Consider the following 14,997-nt stretch of genomic DNA (forward strand, 5'->3'; position numbering starts at 1 on the left):
TCGCCCCGCGTTCCTGCCGCGGCAGGTAAACGCTTGAGCGATCCAGAGAAAATGGCCACCGGCGAAGCTCCGATTGCTGAAATGCGCACGACAACGGACGCCGCCTTCGACGTGGTGCTGTCGCCGGTTGCGTGCGCACAGCGCCCAGCGCTCGACGCCATTCGCATCGTCGACAACCTGTTCGCGGTCGGCCGCAGCGAAGCGCCGTTCAGCGACTATCCCGCGCAATGGACCGCCGGTCTGTCGCGTCGGCATGCGCGTGTTTTTATCGAGCATGGTGCGGTTTATGTCGCCGATCTCGGCAGCAAGAACGGCACGACGGTCAACGGCATCGCGGTGCGGCAAACTCCCGCGCGCGTGCGCGGCGGCGATGAACTCTGCTTTGCCGGTGAACTGTGCTATCGCGTCGGCATCGAGCCGCGCCCGCGCGTCGTCACGGGCGGAAGCGCTTCTTCCCTCGCCCATCTATTGCTGGTGCCACAGCGCGACGATCTGGGTCTGCAACCGGTCGACGTGCTGGCTTTTCCGTTCCTGGTCAGCAAAACGGACGAGATCTTCTCGCGCTACAAAGACCGTTATCCGCACCAGGTCAATTACATTTCGCGGCGCCATGCGCACCTGTTTCTGAAGGGCGGCCAGCTCTACGTCGAGGATCTCGGCAGCACCAACGGCACGTTCGTGAATGGCCAGCGGATCGGCGAATCGGCGCTTGCGCTGGTGGATGGGGATGTCGTTGCATTTGGCGGCGATCACTTCGTCTACAGGGTGTCGCTACAGAACTCCGCCGACGCCGAACCCACCGTGACCCAGTTCTCTCTTCGTCCCGCTGCCGACAGTGCCGCCGATGCCGACAAGACGACCTTCGTCGGCGCGGCGCATTCGTTTCTCGACATCTTTTGCGTCGATCCGGCACTGCAACGCGAAGACGAAGTGAACGATGCGGCGCAACCCGGCTCCGCCCGCGCGAAGCGTGATGGAGCCGGGGCGGCAAGCGGCGCGCAAGCCGCAAAGGGCGCGCAGGCGGCACACCCGGCGGACACGAAAGACGGCGCAAATGAAAGAAGCGGCAAAGCCAAAGCCGCGGCACGTAGTAAGCCGCGTCGCTGGAAGATGGTCGCCGGCGAACTCCACAAGGCGTTGGCGGACGGCGAGCGCACCAATGTTCGGCGCGCGGCGGCATGGGGCGGCGCGGGTGTTGCGCTCGTGGTTGCGCTTGGCGTGGGCCTCTATCTGCACGGTTCATCGGAACGCGAGTTGAAGAGCCTGCTCGCGAACGGTGATTACTCGAACGCCCTGACGATGGCACGCGGCTATCTGGCCACGCACCCGACGGACACCAGGATCAGCGCGCTCGCCAGCGAGGCATTGCTGAAAGCGAACTTGCCGGGCTGGATCGAAGCCGTGCAAAAAGCGCAGTTCGACCAGGCCGACGCGCTGCTGAAGAACATGAGGGCGTTGAGCGCGACGGACTCCGATGCCGCGTCGCTTGTCGGCGAATTGCAGTGGGTCGGCGATCTCGAACGCTTCGTCGCGGCGCGCGGCGGCGTCGACGCGCCGATCCGCATGTATACGGACGAAGCGACGATCAACGGCTTGCTGCACCGCTGGGACGACGACGCGGCGAGTCATCAGCGCGCGCTCGACCGGATTGCGAGCTACGTGCCGGCCTTCGCGGAGCCCTACGCGCACACGCTGAGCCATCTGCGCAAGCTCGAAAGCGACGATTCGGTGTACGTCGCCGCGATAGATCGGCTCAATGGCGTGATCCAAACCGAACTCTCGCGCGACAAACCCGACGCGCTGCCGCCGGTATTCGACGATTACGCGCAGCGCTACCCACGGCTCGCGGGGCTCGATAGAGTGCGCGACGATTTGCGCCAATACACCGCGCTGCTGAATGCCGCGTTGAGCCGCCAATTGACGTCATTGCTCGCGATGATGAAAACGGCGCGCTTCAGCACACCGCCTTTCCAGGCGCAATACCAGCAGCTTGCGGCGACGCGTTTGCCGTCGGCGGACATCGTTCAACGTCAGGACGCGGTCGATGCCGCGTGGCAACGCGGCGACGCGCAGCAGGCGCTCAGCGATTTGCAGTCGATGCCGACGAGCCCATGGTCCGACGTGCTCGCGGCCGAAGCCGCGCACAAGAAGGCGCTATCCGATCAATACAACGATCTGCAGAAAACGCGTGGCGGCAAAGATTACGACCAGCGTCTGCTGTCGTTCTACGCGAGCCTCGATCCGCGAACCGACGCATGGTTCGTGCAGGCGATCCAGAAAGACGTCGCCGCGTTGCATGACAATGCGCTCGCGCGTGCGCAGGATCTGTTGCTGCGCGCGCAAAGCCTGTGGAAAGAGTACCGCGCGAACGGGCCGATCGGCGGCACGCAGCGGCTCGAAGCCGGCATCTCGCCGGGCTTTCGCAGCGAGGCGCGTCTGCTCAGCGACGCGCAAACGGCGGCACGGCAGGGCATGCGCATCTACACGCAGCTGAAGGCCGATCATCCCGCCGACTTCGATCGTCTGCTCGCGGATATCGACGCGGAAGCGAGTTTGCAGCGCCGCTCGTTGACCGAGTTGCGCATGGTGCTGGACCCTGGGCTCCTGAAAGCGAAGCTCGCGTTGATTGGAGGCGATCAGAGTGAAACGCGATCCTCACCCTAAGCCGTTATCGGAGGCGCTGGAAGATCATAGCGTCGAAGGCATCGCGATCCTGACGTCCGAGCCGGTGCGGATTGCGCGCGCGCTGATCTGGGCGATGGTCGCGCTCGTCGTGTCGGGCTTGCTGTGGTCGTTCGTCGGCCGCGCGGATGTGATCGTCAGCGCACCTGGCACGTTGTCGCCGGAATCGGAGGTGCGGCGCATCTATACGCCGATCGACGGCGAACTCGCGGACCTGTACATCGCGGAGGGTCAGCCGGTGTCGAAAGGCGACGTGCTCGCGCGGCTCAATGCGCGCGGCGCGATCGAAGCTGCGAGCAACGCGTTACAGGCGCAACTGAAACTCGAAGACGCCGAACGCGAATGGAAGCAGTTTCCGGAGAAGAAGGCGTTGATGGAACGCAAGGCTGCGTCGTTGAAGGCGCAACTCGAAGTCGAGGAGCGCCTGCACGAGAACCGCGTTTCAGAAGGCACGACGAAGCTTGCCGAAGGGCAGAAGGCCGAACTCGACGAAGCGCGCAGCTCGCTCGACAACGCACGCCGCGCGCGCGAAGCGGCGAACCAGGAACTGGATCGCTATTCGCGGCTGTTCGCGCAGCCGGGCGGCGGCGGCATTGCCGAATTGCAGGTCGAGCAGAAACGCACGGCCGCGCTCGAAGCGGATAACGCCTTCCGTGTCGCGCAGTCGAAGCTGGCCGAACTGGACTTTCGTCTGAGCCATGAATACGCGCAGGCGAACGCGCAACTCGCGACGAGCGGCCAGCAAAGCACCGATCTGCAACTGCAATACGATCAGGCGGTGCGCGACGTCACCGATGCGGAAGACAAACTGCGCGTGCAATTACAAAGCGCGCGCCTCGAAGCCGATGCCGCTGCGCGCGTGCGCTTCGAGAACATCGATAAAGACAATTTTCTGCTGATTCTGGCGCCGGTTTCCGGCGTGATTACCGACGTCACGTCGACGCAGCGCGGCGACAAGATTCAGGCGAATGCGCCGCTCGGCGGCATTGCGCCAAAAGACGCGCGGCCCGTGCTGAAGATCGAAATCTCCGAACACGACCGCGCCTTTCTGCACGTGGGCCTGCCGGTCAAATTGAAGTTCAATGCGTTTCCTTACCAGCGCTACGGATTGATCAGCGGCACGCTCGCGTATATCTCGCCGGCCACGAAGCCGTCCGTGCAGGACAAGCAACCGGTCTACGAGGGCCGCGTCACGCTCGACAAGGATTACTACCAGGTGGCCGGCACGCGTTATCCACTGCGTTACGGCATGACCGCCAGTGCGGAAATCGTCGTGCGCGAACGGCGCCTGATCGACCTCGGTCTCGATCCGTTCAGAGAGGTGGCGGGTTGAGCGCGCGAATCAAACATCCAAGGAAGGAGCAGAACAAATGACCGCGATAGTGCGTATCGATGATGAAGTCGTGGATGTGGACGAGTTCATTCGTCTTCTGAAACTGACCGGCCAGTTCGAGAGCCTGATCGAGCAGATCGTGCGCGACAAGCTTACCGTCCATGCGGCGAAAAAGCAGGGCATCACTGTCAGCGCCGATGAAATCCAGCAGCGCGCGGATCAGTTTCGCCGCGTGCGCGGGCTGCATCGCGCGGCTGACATGAATCATTATCTCGACGCGCTGCACGTGAGCCTCGACGAATTCGAGGTGTTCATTACCGACGGGCTCTATCAGGAGAAGATGCTCGACGACATCGGTAACGACGCGGCAATCCGTGATTACTTCGCGTTGAATTCACCGAAGTTCGACGCGATCGAAGTCAGCCATATCGTGCTCGATAGCGAAGGCAAGGCGAAGGAAATGATCTCGTACCTGCACGATGACCCCGACGCCTTCGCCGAGATGGCGTGCGAGCATTCGATCGCCGACACGCGCGAGTCCGGCGGCGTGATCGGCAAGGTACTGCGCGGTTCGCTGAAGCCCGATATCGAGGCGAAGATCTTCAATGCGGCGGTCGGCGATCTGCTCGGTCCGTTTCCGTCGGCCGACCGTTCGTGTTTCGAGATCTTCGCGGTGACGGCCAAATATCCGGCCACGCTCGATGCCGACGTGGCCACTGAAATCCGCCGTTTGCTGCGCGAGAGCTGGCTGATTGCCCGCGCCCAGGAACACGTGATCGAAGCGCGCTAGTACCCGACTAGCGCCCGATAAAGCGAGGCTCACCGATACATGGACGCCCCCCAGACCGCGCCATCCGCGCCCTCCACCGCCGAATTTCTCGCTTCGGTGGAGATCCTGTCGCCATTCTCACGCGACGAATTGGAGCGGCTTGCCGAATACGCGCAGGCAAAGTTCTATTCGTTTGGCGAGACGGTGTGCTCGGCTGGCGAAGTGGCCGATGGTCTCTATGTGATCCGCTCGGGCACGGTGCGTATCTTTACCGAGGAGCACGGCAAGGAAACCAGCATGGGCGTACGCAAGTCGGGCGAGATCTTTGCCGACATTGCGATGTTGCGCTCGTACGTTCACGAAGCGTCGGTACGGTCGTCGGGCAAGACCGAAGTGCTGTTCATTCCGCGCAGCGCGATCGAACCGGTGATGGCGGCCAACGCCGCGGCATTGGCGTTCGTCGCCAGCTATGTCGCGATCAATTCGGCTGGGGGCTTCGTCGCGCAACTGTTCGATCTGCGCGGCAAGCTGAACAAGGCGGAACTCGAAGAGTACGTGCGCAGCGTCGGCGCGAAACGGGTGGCTGCCGGCAAGGAGATTCTGAAACAGGACGGCCGCGAGGACCGGCGGCTTTATGTGGTGCGGCAAGGCCAGGTGCGCATCGTGCGGCACGAGGAGGGTCACGACTACACGCTCGCGACGCTCGGCGAAGGCGAGATCTTCGGCGAGAAGGCGTGCCTGATGCGCCAGGAACAGATGGCATCGGTGATTGCGACCACCGACACGCGGCTGCTGGTGATCCCCGAGCGCACCGTTCATTTCATTCTCGAACGCAATCCGAAACTGCGCGAAGTACTCGACGAGCGCATCCGCTACGGCGACCGCGAATTGCAGCGCCAAAAGCGGCTCGAACAGCGGCGCAAGCTGCCGTTGATGCTGGACCTGCAGAGCAAGCCGGAACTCGGCGAGAAGATCATCCGGCGTTTCGCGCTCGTCGAGCAGGCCGAGGAAATGGATTGCGGCGCCGCGTGTCTCGCGATGATCTGCCGCCATTACGGCATTCCGATGACGCTCGGCAAACTGCGCGAACTCGCGAACGTGACGACGCAGGGTGCGACGCTCGACAGCCTCGCGCGCGCGGGCGAGTCGCTCGGCTTCACGACGCGCGGTGTCCAATGCACGTTCGATTCGCTGCGCGGCTTCGATTTGCCGTTCATCGTGCATTGGGAGGGTTACCACTATGTGATCGTGTACGGGCTGTCGAAAGAGTATGTCTGGGTGGCGGACCCGGCACTCGGTTTCAGAAAGCTGAGCGTCGAAGATTTCGAACGCGGCTGGAGCGGCACCTGTTTGTTGTTTACCGGCGGATCGCAGCTGCTGCAGATGTCGGCCGAGCGCTCGCCTTGGATTCGTTTTGTCGGATACCTGAAGCCGTACCGCAAGATACTCGGCTATCTGTTTCTGGCGACCTTCGTGATCCAGGTGCTCGGCGTGATTCCCCCGCTGATCATTCAGAACATTCTCGACGGTGTGATCGTGCATCAGAACGTCAGTCTGCTGCATATGCTGATCGGCGGGCTCATCATTTCCAACATCTTCACGCAGCTGATGTCGACGATACGCGCGTATCTGGCGAACTTCATGGTCCGCAACATGGACTTCGCGATGATGTCGCAGTTCTTCAAGCATACGTTGTCGCTGCCGTTCTCGTTCTTCGCGAAGCGCAAGACCGGCGATATCTTCGCGCGCTTTCAGGAGAACCAGACGATTCGCGCGTTCCTGACCGAATCCACCGTGACGACCGCGCTCAATCTGCTGATGATCTTCATCTACTTCACGATCATGTTCGTGTACAACGTGAAGATGACGCTGGTGTTGATCGCATTCGTGATTCCGATCATGGGACTCACGGTGATCGCGACGCCGAAGATCAAGAGCTATGCGCGCGAGGTGTTCACAGCGTCGACCGAGGCGAAGTCGTTTTTGATGGAGGCGCTCTCCGGCGTCGAGACCGTCAAGGGCATGGGCATCGAGCGGCCGGTGCGCTTGCGCTGGGAGAAGAAGTACGCAAAGGCGCTCGAATTGCAGTATCGCGCGCACGCATTCAATATTCTGGTCAGCTTCGGCAGTCAATTGCTGAATGCGGCCACGACGATTGCGATTCTTTGGGTCGGCGCGAATCTGGTACTCGCACGCGAATTGACGATCGGCCAGCTGATCGCGTTCAATGCCTTCATGGGCAGCGTATTGAGTCCGCTGATGGGTCTGGTCGGCTTGTGGAGCATGCTCAACGATGCGGGTGTCGCGATGGAACGGCTCGGCGATGTGCTCGATATCGAGCCCGAACAGAAGCCGCAGGATTTGCCTTCCCGCGTAATGCTGCCGGAGCTGCAAGGCGAAATCAGCCTGCAAGGCGTCTATTTCCGCTATGGCGAAGAGGATTCCGCTTATGTGCTCGAGAACATCAGCTTCGATATCAAGCCCGGTGAACTGGTCGCGATCGTCGGGCGCAGCGGCTCGGGCAAGACCACGCTCGCGAAGCTGCTGGTTGGGTTCTATCAGCCGAGCGAAGGGAAAATGACGATCGACGGTTACGACTCCGGCGTGATCGACAAGGCTTACTTCCGCGCGCAAATCGGCTACGTGATGCAAAGCAACCTGCTGTTCTCGGGCACGATAGCCGAGAACATCGCGAGCGGCGACGACGCGCCGGACCGCCGGCGTATCGAGGAGGTCGCGAAAATGGCCGACGCGCATGGCTTCATCAGCAAGATGCCGCTCGGCTATGAACAGGTCGTCGGCGAGCGCGGCATCGGCTTGTCGGGTGGTCAGATCCAGCGGCTGTGCATTGCGCGCGCGCTTTATCACGATCCGCGTCTGCTCGTGTTCGACGAGGCGACATCGGCGCTCGACTCGCAATCGGAAAGCAATATTCTCGGCAATATGCACGACATCCTGAAGGGCCGCACGGCGGTGATCATTGCGCATCGGCTCAGCACGATCATGCGCGCGGACAAGATTCTCGTGCTGTATGAAGGCGCGATCGTCGAACAGGGCCGTCACGAGGAGCTGATCCAGCGCGGCGGCATGTACTATCAGCTCGTGCAGAAACAGTTGAGTGCATCATGATGAAGATACTCGACCAGATTGAAGAGGCGAGTCCCGCGATATCGTACGCGGGACTGATCGAGCGGATCGAGATCCTGCGCTCCACGTTGCGCTGGTCGTCGCGGCTCGAACGCGCCGATATCGACAAGCTGCTCAGGCAGGCCACGTCGTTGCGCGACGAAGTGATGCAGCTTTCGCACAAGGAGCGCTTCGTGCAGGCGGCTACCGCTGGCGAGCCGCAGGCGAGCGCGGAGCAATCGCGCGGTGCGCGACGCAAGGCGCTACTGGAACGCAGCTTTATTTTCGAGGGCACGTTCGGCGACAATCCGCGGCTGCTCGAATCGCTCGAAATTGCGGAAAAAGCCGCGCCGACCGATTTGCCGGTGCTGATCGATGGAGAGAGCGGCACCGGCAAGGAACTGATGGCGAAGGTGATTCACGCGAATGGCGCGCGTGCGGACAAGCCGTTCATTTCGGTGAACTGCGGCGCGATTCCGGACAATCTGCTGGAGTCGGAACTGTTCGGGCATCGCAAGGGCGCATTTACCGGCGCGTCGAACGACCGCAAGGGCAAATTCGAAAGCGCGCATACGGGCACGATCTTTCTCGACGAAATCGGCGAGTTGCCGCTCGCGGGCCAGGTCAAGCTGCTGCGCGTGCTCGAAGCGCACGAGATTCAACGCGTCGGTTCCGACGAAACGATTGCGGTCGATACGCGCATCGTCGCGGCGACCAACCGCAATCTGCGCAAGCTCAGCGAAGAAGGCCGGTTTCGCGAGGATCTGTTCTACCGGCTCAGCGTGATTCATGTCACGCTGCCGCCGCTGCGCGAACGGCGCGACGAAATTCCGTTGCTGATTGCGTGGTTCGGCGACGAAGCGGCGGGCACGCTGAAACGCCGGCCGGTCAGATTGACGCCGCGTTTGCGCGACTTTCTATTGAGCTACTCGTATCCGGGCAATATCCGCGAACTGCGCAACGTGATGTACCGCATCTCATGTCTGGCTGCAGATATGGCCGACGTCGAGCATTTGCCGCTCGATATGCGACCGGCCGCGCCCGGTTCAGCTGCGGCGCAGGCGGAGGGCGGCCAGGCGAGCGGCGAGCAGCCGATCAGTGTCGCGAATCTGATGTCGTTGAGCGACGCGAAGCGGGCGGCCAGCGACGACGCCGAGAAAGCGTTTCTCGAACGCGGACTGCGGGAAGTCAGCGGGACCGTCGCCGAGCTGGCGCGGCGCATCGATATGAATCGCTCGCACTTGCAGATGCTGCTGAAAAAGCACGGCCTGCACTCGAAGGATTTCCGCAATCGCAATGCGCCGCCCACGAAAAACGGCACGAACGAGCGCGATGAGGAAGACGACGAAGGCTGAGTGAAGGATCACTGAAAAACCAATGGAGGCTCGCTGAAACGCGTGCCTGAAGACCATCAAGGCGCCGGATTCAGCAAGGTCTTGTCCGCCGCATTCGGGTCTTGCGCTTCCACGACCACTGCCGTGATGTTGTCGCGTCCGCCGCGCGCGAGCGCGAGGTCGACCAGTTCGCAACATGCGTTTTCGCGCTCCGCCGAAGTCAGCACGCCGGCGATCTCGTCGTCGCTCAGTTCGTTGCTCAGACCGTCGCTGCACAACAGGAACACGTCGCCGTCGGCGACTTCGATCGCGTCGTCGTCGAGTTCGAGCAGGTCGGTTGCGCCGACCGCGCGCGTGATCATGTGTTGCGCCGGATGATTGCGTGCTTCTTCGTCGGTGATGACGCCGAGCGAGCGCAGCTCCTCGACCTGGCTGTGATCGCGCGTCAGTTGCCGCAACTGTCCGTCGCGGTACAGGTAGATGCGGCTGTCGCCGGCCCACACGTAGCCGCAGAAGCGATCGCAGGCAAGCAGCACGACCACGGTGCTGCCGATGCGCTGCACCTGGCGGCGCGCGGCTTCATCGCGCAATTGGCGGTTCGCGAATTGCAGACGCGCGCGCGCATCGGCGATCAGCATTCTGAGGCCGTGCGGCGCCGCCAGTTGAGTCAATGCGTCGATCACGGTGCGGCTGGCAACATCGCCGACCGCGTGACCGCCCATCCCATCGGCGACAGCCCAGCGTCCCGCCTCGGGATCGTCGAGGTAGGCATCTTCGTTGATTTCGCGGACCCGCCCCGTGTCGGAACGCGCGGACGACGTCCAGCGAAATTGGCTCTCGCAGGTCACAACGGCTACACCATCTCGTTTCGGTTGCGTGCGTCCGGAGACACGGTGAGGGTTGCGTTCGCGCCGGTGTTGCGTACGTCGACCGACTGGAACTGGTTGATCATCTGGTTAGCATAGAAGTTGTTGGAGACCTCGTACAGATTGACCACCGGCCCAATGCTAGGCGTTTGCGGCACGTACGGCTGAATCCAGCCATAGATCCATGGCGCGCCGCCGCCACCGCGGATCGCCGCCATCGCTTTGCGATCGAGCGCGAGGTTCAGCGAGAGGTCGTTCAATTTGATGCAGGACATGTCGTTCTCCGGTTGGCCGCGTTTGCAATGCGCGCGGCTGAATGGACCCTGCACACGCTGGTGCAAAGGCCATGCCAATCGGGGGCGGATTCGGCGCGAACCCCGCAGCGCCTTGACTGGCGTGCGCTGCGCGGCTTTTCCACGAATCAGGTCGATGTCATCGGTCGGCTCGCGGCCAACAAGCGTCCATTTAAATAGGTGTAGGACCCAACACATTCAGGCGGGTCCTCTTACGTTTTCCATTCACGTTAATTAGCGCGCCACACCGCTCGCAAATGAGCGTTGCACGCCAACAGATCGGCGCGATTTCTGTTGGTCCCTTACTGACATCTGTCTGTTCAAAAAACCGCTCGATCGGCCGCGAAGCCCGTAAACACGGGCTTTCCGGGAGCTGGCCCAGATGATGCAAAAGCTGTCGCAACAGTGTTGGAAATGCGAACGAGGCCAGCCATGAACACCCAAACGCTCGATACCCGCGACGACGAACCGCAATCCGCAGCCGCTTGCGACACCACCTCATCGACGATCGATCTGCCGATCGGCGCGCATCTGGTTACGCAACGCAATGGCTACGAACATCACGGCATCTATGTCGGCAACGGCCGCGTCGTGCACTACTCGGGCTTTGCGGGGTCCGCGCATCCCGGCCCGGTCGAGGAAGTCGAACTGTCGCGCTTCGCCGCCGGCCATGCGATGTCGGTTCGGGCGACGCCGAGCGCGATCTACGTCGGTGCCGAAGCAGTGCGCCGCGCGCGCTCCCGCCTCGGCGAAAACCGCTATCGCCTGCTGACCAACAACTGCGAACACTTCTGCGCGTGGTGCCTGCTCGGCGAAAGCCGCAGCGAACAGGTGGATTGCTGCCTGCGCCATCCGAGCACGGGCGTGCGCGCACTGCTGTGCCTCGTGAAGGCGTTTGTCGAGAGCGGGGCGAGGAACGATCACCGCGTGGCGCAACTCGCGCAAGTCGCGTGATTGCAGCGCGCCGGGAACGGGACGATTCGAGGAGAACATCATGGTTGCCGCGGAAAAGAGCTTGCACTGGGCCGTCGACAAATGGCTCGCGCCCACGCCGTCGATGCCCGCGCGAGTCGTGCGGTTCTGCCATCGCGCGTCGCAACAGCAACGCTATGTATGCGTGCAGGCGTTGAAGCCGGAAGGATTGCTGTCGATCTTCTTCTTCCGCCACGGCGACGGTTCGTGGAACGTGTTCCCGCCGCAAGCCGAGCGGCCCGCGATGAACGGGCACGGCCGTACGGCCGCGTAAGAAGTCAGGCGTGACCTGCCGTGGCCGCTTCCCTGGCGAGCCACTGACTGAACAGCAACATCGCCGGCGTCATCGGCTTGCCCTTCAGGCAGGTCAGCCAGTAGCTGCCCGCCTTCACCTCGACGTCGAACGGGCGCACCAGCCGCCCGGTATTGATCTCCCGTTCGAACATCAACGCGGGCGCGAGGGCGATGCCCGCGCCTTGTATCGCCGCCTCCACCATCAGCCGCGACGAATCGAACACCGGTCCGCGCACCGGCCGCGGCGCGATGCCCGCGGCCGCGAACCAGTTCATCCAGTCGTCCATCCGGTACGAGCGCAGCAGCGTTTCGTTGGCGAGATCGTCGGGCCGCGTGAGGCGCGCGGCGATCTCGGGCGTGCAGAGCAGCGCGAGCGGCGCGTCGAGCAGTTTGGTGGCGAGCGAGCCGGGCCAGGTGCCGTCGCCGAAACGGATTGCGAAATCGAGGCCTTCGGTCGCGAGATCGACGAGGTTGTTGTTGGTCAGTAGCCGTAGTTCGACGAATGGATGCGCTTCGCGAAACGACTTCAGGCGCGGCATCAGCCAGCCTACCGCGAACGTGCCGACCACACCGACCGTCAGCACCTCGTGGAAATGCCCGCCGTCGAACTGCTTGAGTACCGCCTCGATACGATCGAACGCGTCGGACAGCACGGGCCGCAGTGCGAGTCCTTCATCGGTCATCGCGAGGCCGCGCGGCAAACGCTTGAATAGCGCGGTGCCGAGCCGCTCCTCCAGCGAGCGGACCTGCTGGCTGACCGCGGCCTGGGTCACGTTCAGCTCTTGCGCGGCGCGCGTGAAGCTCAGATGCCGCGCTGACGACTCGAACGCGCGCAGCGCGTTCAGCGGGAGATACGGTCTCATGGTGCAGATACAAGATTTTCTTGTGAGTGGGCTAACTTATCACCATCGGCCCACTTCGCCGACTCCCTGGCTGTTATTTCGCCAGTCGAATTGTGCGACACTAGGGCCACATCGACGGGGGCAATCGCACGCCCGGCGCCGCGCGAGGCGCGCGGCGCCGCGTCGGCAATCAAGGGCCGGCAACTGTGAGCAACGGTGAATGGCCGCCGCGGGTTGCCTCGATGTAGGTAGTGAGAAGTTGACTGTCCAGATGGAATGCTCGACATGTTCTGCCGACGTTCGTCCAGGTAAGCCGTCGGCTCGTACAACCTTGCATCAGTGCCCTCGATCGGGAGTCCGCTATGTCCGTGTATGTTCTGGCCTTGCTCATCGGCGTCGTCGCCGGCCTTCGCGCGATGATCGCCCCCACCGCCGTCAGCTGGGCAGCGCGCCTGGGATGGCTGCCGCTGCAAGGCACGTCGCTCGCGTTCCTCGGTGCCGCGGCCACGCCGTATATCTTCACCGTGCTGGCGGTCATCGAACTGATCACGGATCAATTGCCCGAAACGCCGAGCCGCAAGGTGCCGCTGCAGTTCGGCGCGCGCGTCGTGCTCGGTGCGCTGAGCGGCGCGGCGATCAGCGGCGCGCATGGCGGCCTTGCGGGCGGCATGATCGTCGGGGTGCTGGGCGCGGTGGTCGGTGCGGTAGGCGCGGTGATCGGCACGCTCGGCGGCGCGAAGGTGCGTAGTTCGCTCGCGAACATGTTCGGACGCGATGCACCCGCGGCGCTGATCGAGGACGTGGTGGCGATTCTCGCCGCTGCGTTGATCGTCGTGTCGATGCACGGCTTCTGATACTCCACGCACAAACGCGAACGCGGCGGCACGCTCTGCGCGTCGCCGCCGTGTTCGGTCGCTGCCTGCCGCTTATTGAGCCCGGGCGATTCGCGCGGCCGGCGCGACTTGCTTGACCGGTGCCGTCGCCGCCGTCGAACCTGCCGCCACCGGCGGGATCAGCTTGCCTTGCACGAGCAGCTGAAGCGTCTTCACCACCAGAATCGCGATGATCGCGTTTGCCACCAGGAACAGGACCGGCGCCGCGAACTCGATCGGACCGGTCGCGCCGCGTTCGACCAGACGCAGCGCCATCGTCGGCAATGCCGCTACGCCGAAGCTGAACGCCCAGTAGCCGGGCACGAACGCCTGCTGGCGAATCCACGGCAGCAAACGCAGCAGCATCAGCGCTTGAAACAGGCCGTAGCCGAGCAGCGCGAAGGCGAACACATCAGGCGTGCCGCTCGTGAGGCTCAGATACGCGACACCACCGACGACCGGCGGCGCCAGTTGCACGCCGAGGGTCGGGCGCAGCGCTTCGGGCAGCGGTTCATGCACCGCGGCGCGATGCAGGATCATCGATTCGAGCGCGAGCCACGCCAGCATGCCGCCGCCGAAAAACAGCTCGCCCAGTTGATGGAAGCCGAATGCGGCCGAGCTCGTCGCCGCGACGAAACCCGCACCGACCGTCGGCAGATAGATCGCCGGCGTGGTCAGTTCGGGCTTGCGGCCGCCTTGCCACAGCCGGCCATGTAGATAGACACCGAGCCCCAGTTGCGCGACCGCCGCGACGCCGTATAGCGTCAGCGCGAGGGTGTGCGCGTACGGCTGCAGCAGTTGCGCGGCGAGCAGCGTCGAGATCGGCGCGAGCGCGACGAACGACGACTGCACCGGATGGTCCAGTTCGGCGCGCGCGTCGGCGGTCTGCGCGAACCACTTGTGCGCATAGGCGAACAGAATCACGACCCAGACGGCGAGCGCCGCCACCGTCACCACGCTGCCCGCTATGGCCGGCAAATGCCACAGGCGGATTGCCACGCGCCACAGGTTGGCAAGCGCCAACGAGCCCACCGCGATACTGAAGAAGCCAGCGGGAACCGCCCCACGATTGCTGTTCATGACGACCTCCGGAAGTTGCGTCGCGCTGCGCGTTGCTGGCTATGCGCGATCGATGGCGTACTGTAAAAGGCCTCGGAGATTCGCAGAACGCTGCAAACGCTCGACAAATGGCGCGAGCGTCTCAAGCTGTGTTTTTAGCGGGAAAAGAGGGAGAGAAGGCAGGCAGGGGAGCCTGCCGTCAACCGCCCATGCGCACCAGCATCGCCAGCAGCTGGTCGAACGAAAGCGGCTTGCGCGCGTAGGCGATATGCGGATTGGGCTGCACCGGAATGTCCGACGCGGCGCTGCACAGGATGATCGGAATGTCGCGCAACTCCGGGTCCTCATACAGCGCCGCGCACAACTGGACGCCCGACATGACCGGCATCATGCAATCGGACACGATGATGCCGGGCCGGCTCGAGCGGACCAGTTCGAGCGCGACGGCGCCGTTCGACGCGGTCCGCACCGCATAGCCGTGTCGTTCCAGCAGCAGCCGCCACACCGTGAGGATGTCGAACTCGTCGTCCACCACCAGAATGGTTTTCATGGCGG

The 14,997-nt window shown here is 63.2% G+C and carries 13 protein-coding genes; 8 read left to right on the forward strand and 5 right to left on the reverse strand.

All coding sequences use genetic code 11. The features are described 5' to 3' along the window. Nucleotides 1-51: 51 nt before the first annotated feature. Genes VSR82_RS08305 through VSR82_RS08325 form a run of 5 tightly spaced genes read left to right on the forward strand, consistent with a single transcriptional unit; the run spans nt 52 to nt 9,265 of the window. The gene (locus VSR82_RS08305; protein WP_429457732.1) at nt 52-2,664 is read left to right on the forward strand and encodes an FHA domain-containing protein; all 2,613 of its coding nucleotides are present in this window, start codon (nt 52-54) and stop codon (nt 2,662-2,664) included. Further along, the gene (locus VSR82_RS08310; protein WP_429456038.1) at nt 2,642-4,015 is read left to right on the forward strand and encodes a beta-barrel domain-containing protein; all 1,374 of its coding nucleotides are present in this window, start codon (nt 2,642-2,644) and stop codon (nt 4,013-4,015) included. The genes VSR82_RS08305 and VSR82_RS08310 overlap by 23 nt, the downstream gene beginning before the upstream one ends. A 37-nt stretch (nt 4,016-4,052) precedes the next feature. Further along, nucleotides 4,053-4,805, forward strand: coding sequence for a peptidylprolyl isomerase (locus tag VSR82_RS08315; RefSeq protein ID WP_429456037.1), 753 nt, complete (start codon nt 4,053-4,055; stop codon nt 4,803-4,805). Nucleotides 4,806-4,844: 39 nt separating this feature from the next. Further along, the gene (locus tag VSR82_RS08320) at nt 4,845-7,913 is read left to right on the forward strand and encodes a peptidase domain-containing ABC transporter (protein ID WP_429456036.1); all 3,069 of its coding nucleotides are present in this window, start codon (nt 4,845-4,847) and stop codon (nt 7,911-7,913) included. Then, a complete protein-coding gene (locus VSR82_RS08325; RefSeq protein WP_368582951.1) occupies nt 7,910-9,265 on the forward strand; it encodes a sigma-54 interaction domain-containing protein in 1,356 nt (451 codons plus the stop codon). The genes VSR82_RS08320 and VSR82_RS08325 overlap by 4 nt, the downstream gene beginning before the upstream one ends. A 56-nt stretch (nt 9,266-9,321) precedes the next feature. Here VSR82_RS08325 and VSR82_RS08330 read toward each other — a convergent pair whose 3' ends face one another. Together VSR82_RS08330 and VSR82_RS08335 are read right to left on the reverse strand one after the other, a co-directional pair. Beyond that, nucleotides 9,322-10,092: a PP2C family protein-serine/threonine phosphatase gene (locus VSR82_RS08330; RefSeq protein WP_368582949.1), complete on the reverse strand. Its 771-nt coding sequence runs from the start codon at nt 10,090-10,092 to the stop codon at nt 9,322-9,324. A gap of 5 nt (nt 10,093-10,097) precedes the next feature. Next, nucleotides 10,098-10,385, reverse strand: coding sequence for a hypothetical protein (locus VSR82_RS08335; protein ID WP_013092508.1), 288 nt, complete (start codon nt 10,383-10,385; stop codon nt 10,098-10,100). Nucleotides 10,386-10,835: 450 nt separating this feature from the next. Here VSR82_RS08335 and VSR82_RS08340 point away from each other — a divergent pair, with 450 nt between their 5' ends. Next, nucleotides 10,836-11,357 (forward strand): lecithin retinol acyltransferase family protein, encoded by a 522-nt coding sequence (locus tag VSR82_RS08340; RefSeq protein WP_429456035.1) that lies wholly within the window; start codon nt 10,836-10,838, stop codon nt 11,355-11,357. 40 nt (nt 11,358-11,397) lie between these two features. Further along, entirely contained in the window at nt 11,398-11,649 is a 252-nt protein-coding gene (locus tag VSR82_RS08345) for a hypothetical protein (protein WP_368582946.1), read from the forward strand. Between the two features lie 4 nt (nt 11,650-11,653). On the opposite strand, the gene VSR82_RS08350 is transcribed toward VSR82_RS08345, so the two are convergent. After that, the gene (locus VSR82_RS08350) at nt 11,654-12,532 is read right to left on the reverse strand and encodes a LysR family transcriptional regulator (RefSeq protein WP_368582945.1); all 879 of its coding nucleotides are present in this window, start codon (nt 12,530-12,532) and stop codon (nt 11,654-11,656) included. A 341-nt stretch (nt 12,533-12,873) separates the two neighbouring features. Here VSR82_RS08350 and VSR82_RS08355 point away from each other — a divergent pair, with 341 nt between their 5' ends. Continuing rightward, entirely contained in the window at nt 12,874-13,365 is a 492-nt protein-coding gene (locus tag VSR82_RS08355) for a DUF4126 family protein (RefSeq protein WP_368582943.1), read from the forward strand. Between the two features lie 72 nt (nt 13,366-13,437). Here the strand turns inward: VSR82_RS08355 and tehA are convergent, their stop codons facing one another. Together tehA and VSR82_RS08365 are read right to left on the reverse strand one after the other, a co-directional pair. After that, entirely contained in the window at nt 13,438-14,463 is a 1,026-nt protein-coding gene (tehA, locus tag VSR82_RS08360; protein WP_429456034.1) for a dicarboxylate transporter/tellurite-resistance protein TehA, read from the reverse strand. Nucleotides 14,464-14,641: 178 nt separating this feature from the next. Next, nucleotides 14,642-14,992 (reverse strand): response regulator, encoded by a 351-nt coding sequence (locus VSR82_RS08365; protein WP_429456033.1) that lies wholly within the window; start codon nt 14,990-14,992, stop codon nt 14,642-14,644. Between the last annotated feature and the right edge of the window lie 5 nt (nt 14,993-14,997).

Origin of the sequence: Burkholderia sp. JPY481 (genome assembly GCF_038900515.1) — a bacterium.
Lineage (GTDB): Bacteria > Pseudomonadota > Gammaproteobacteria > Burkholderiales > Burkholderiaceae > Paraburkholderia > Paraburkholderia youngii.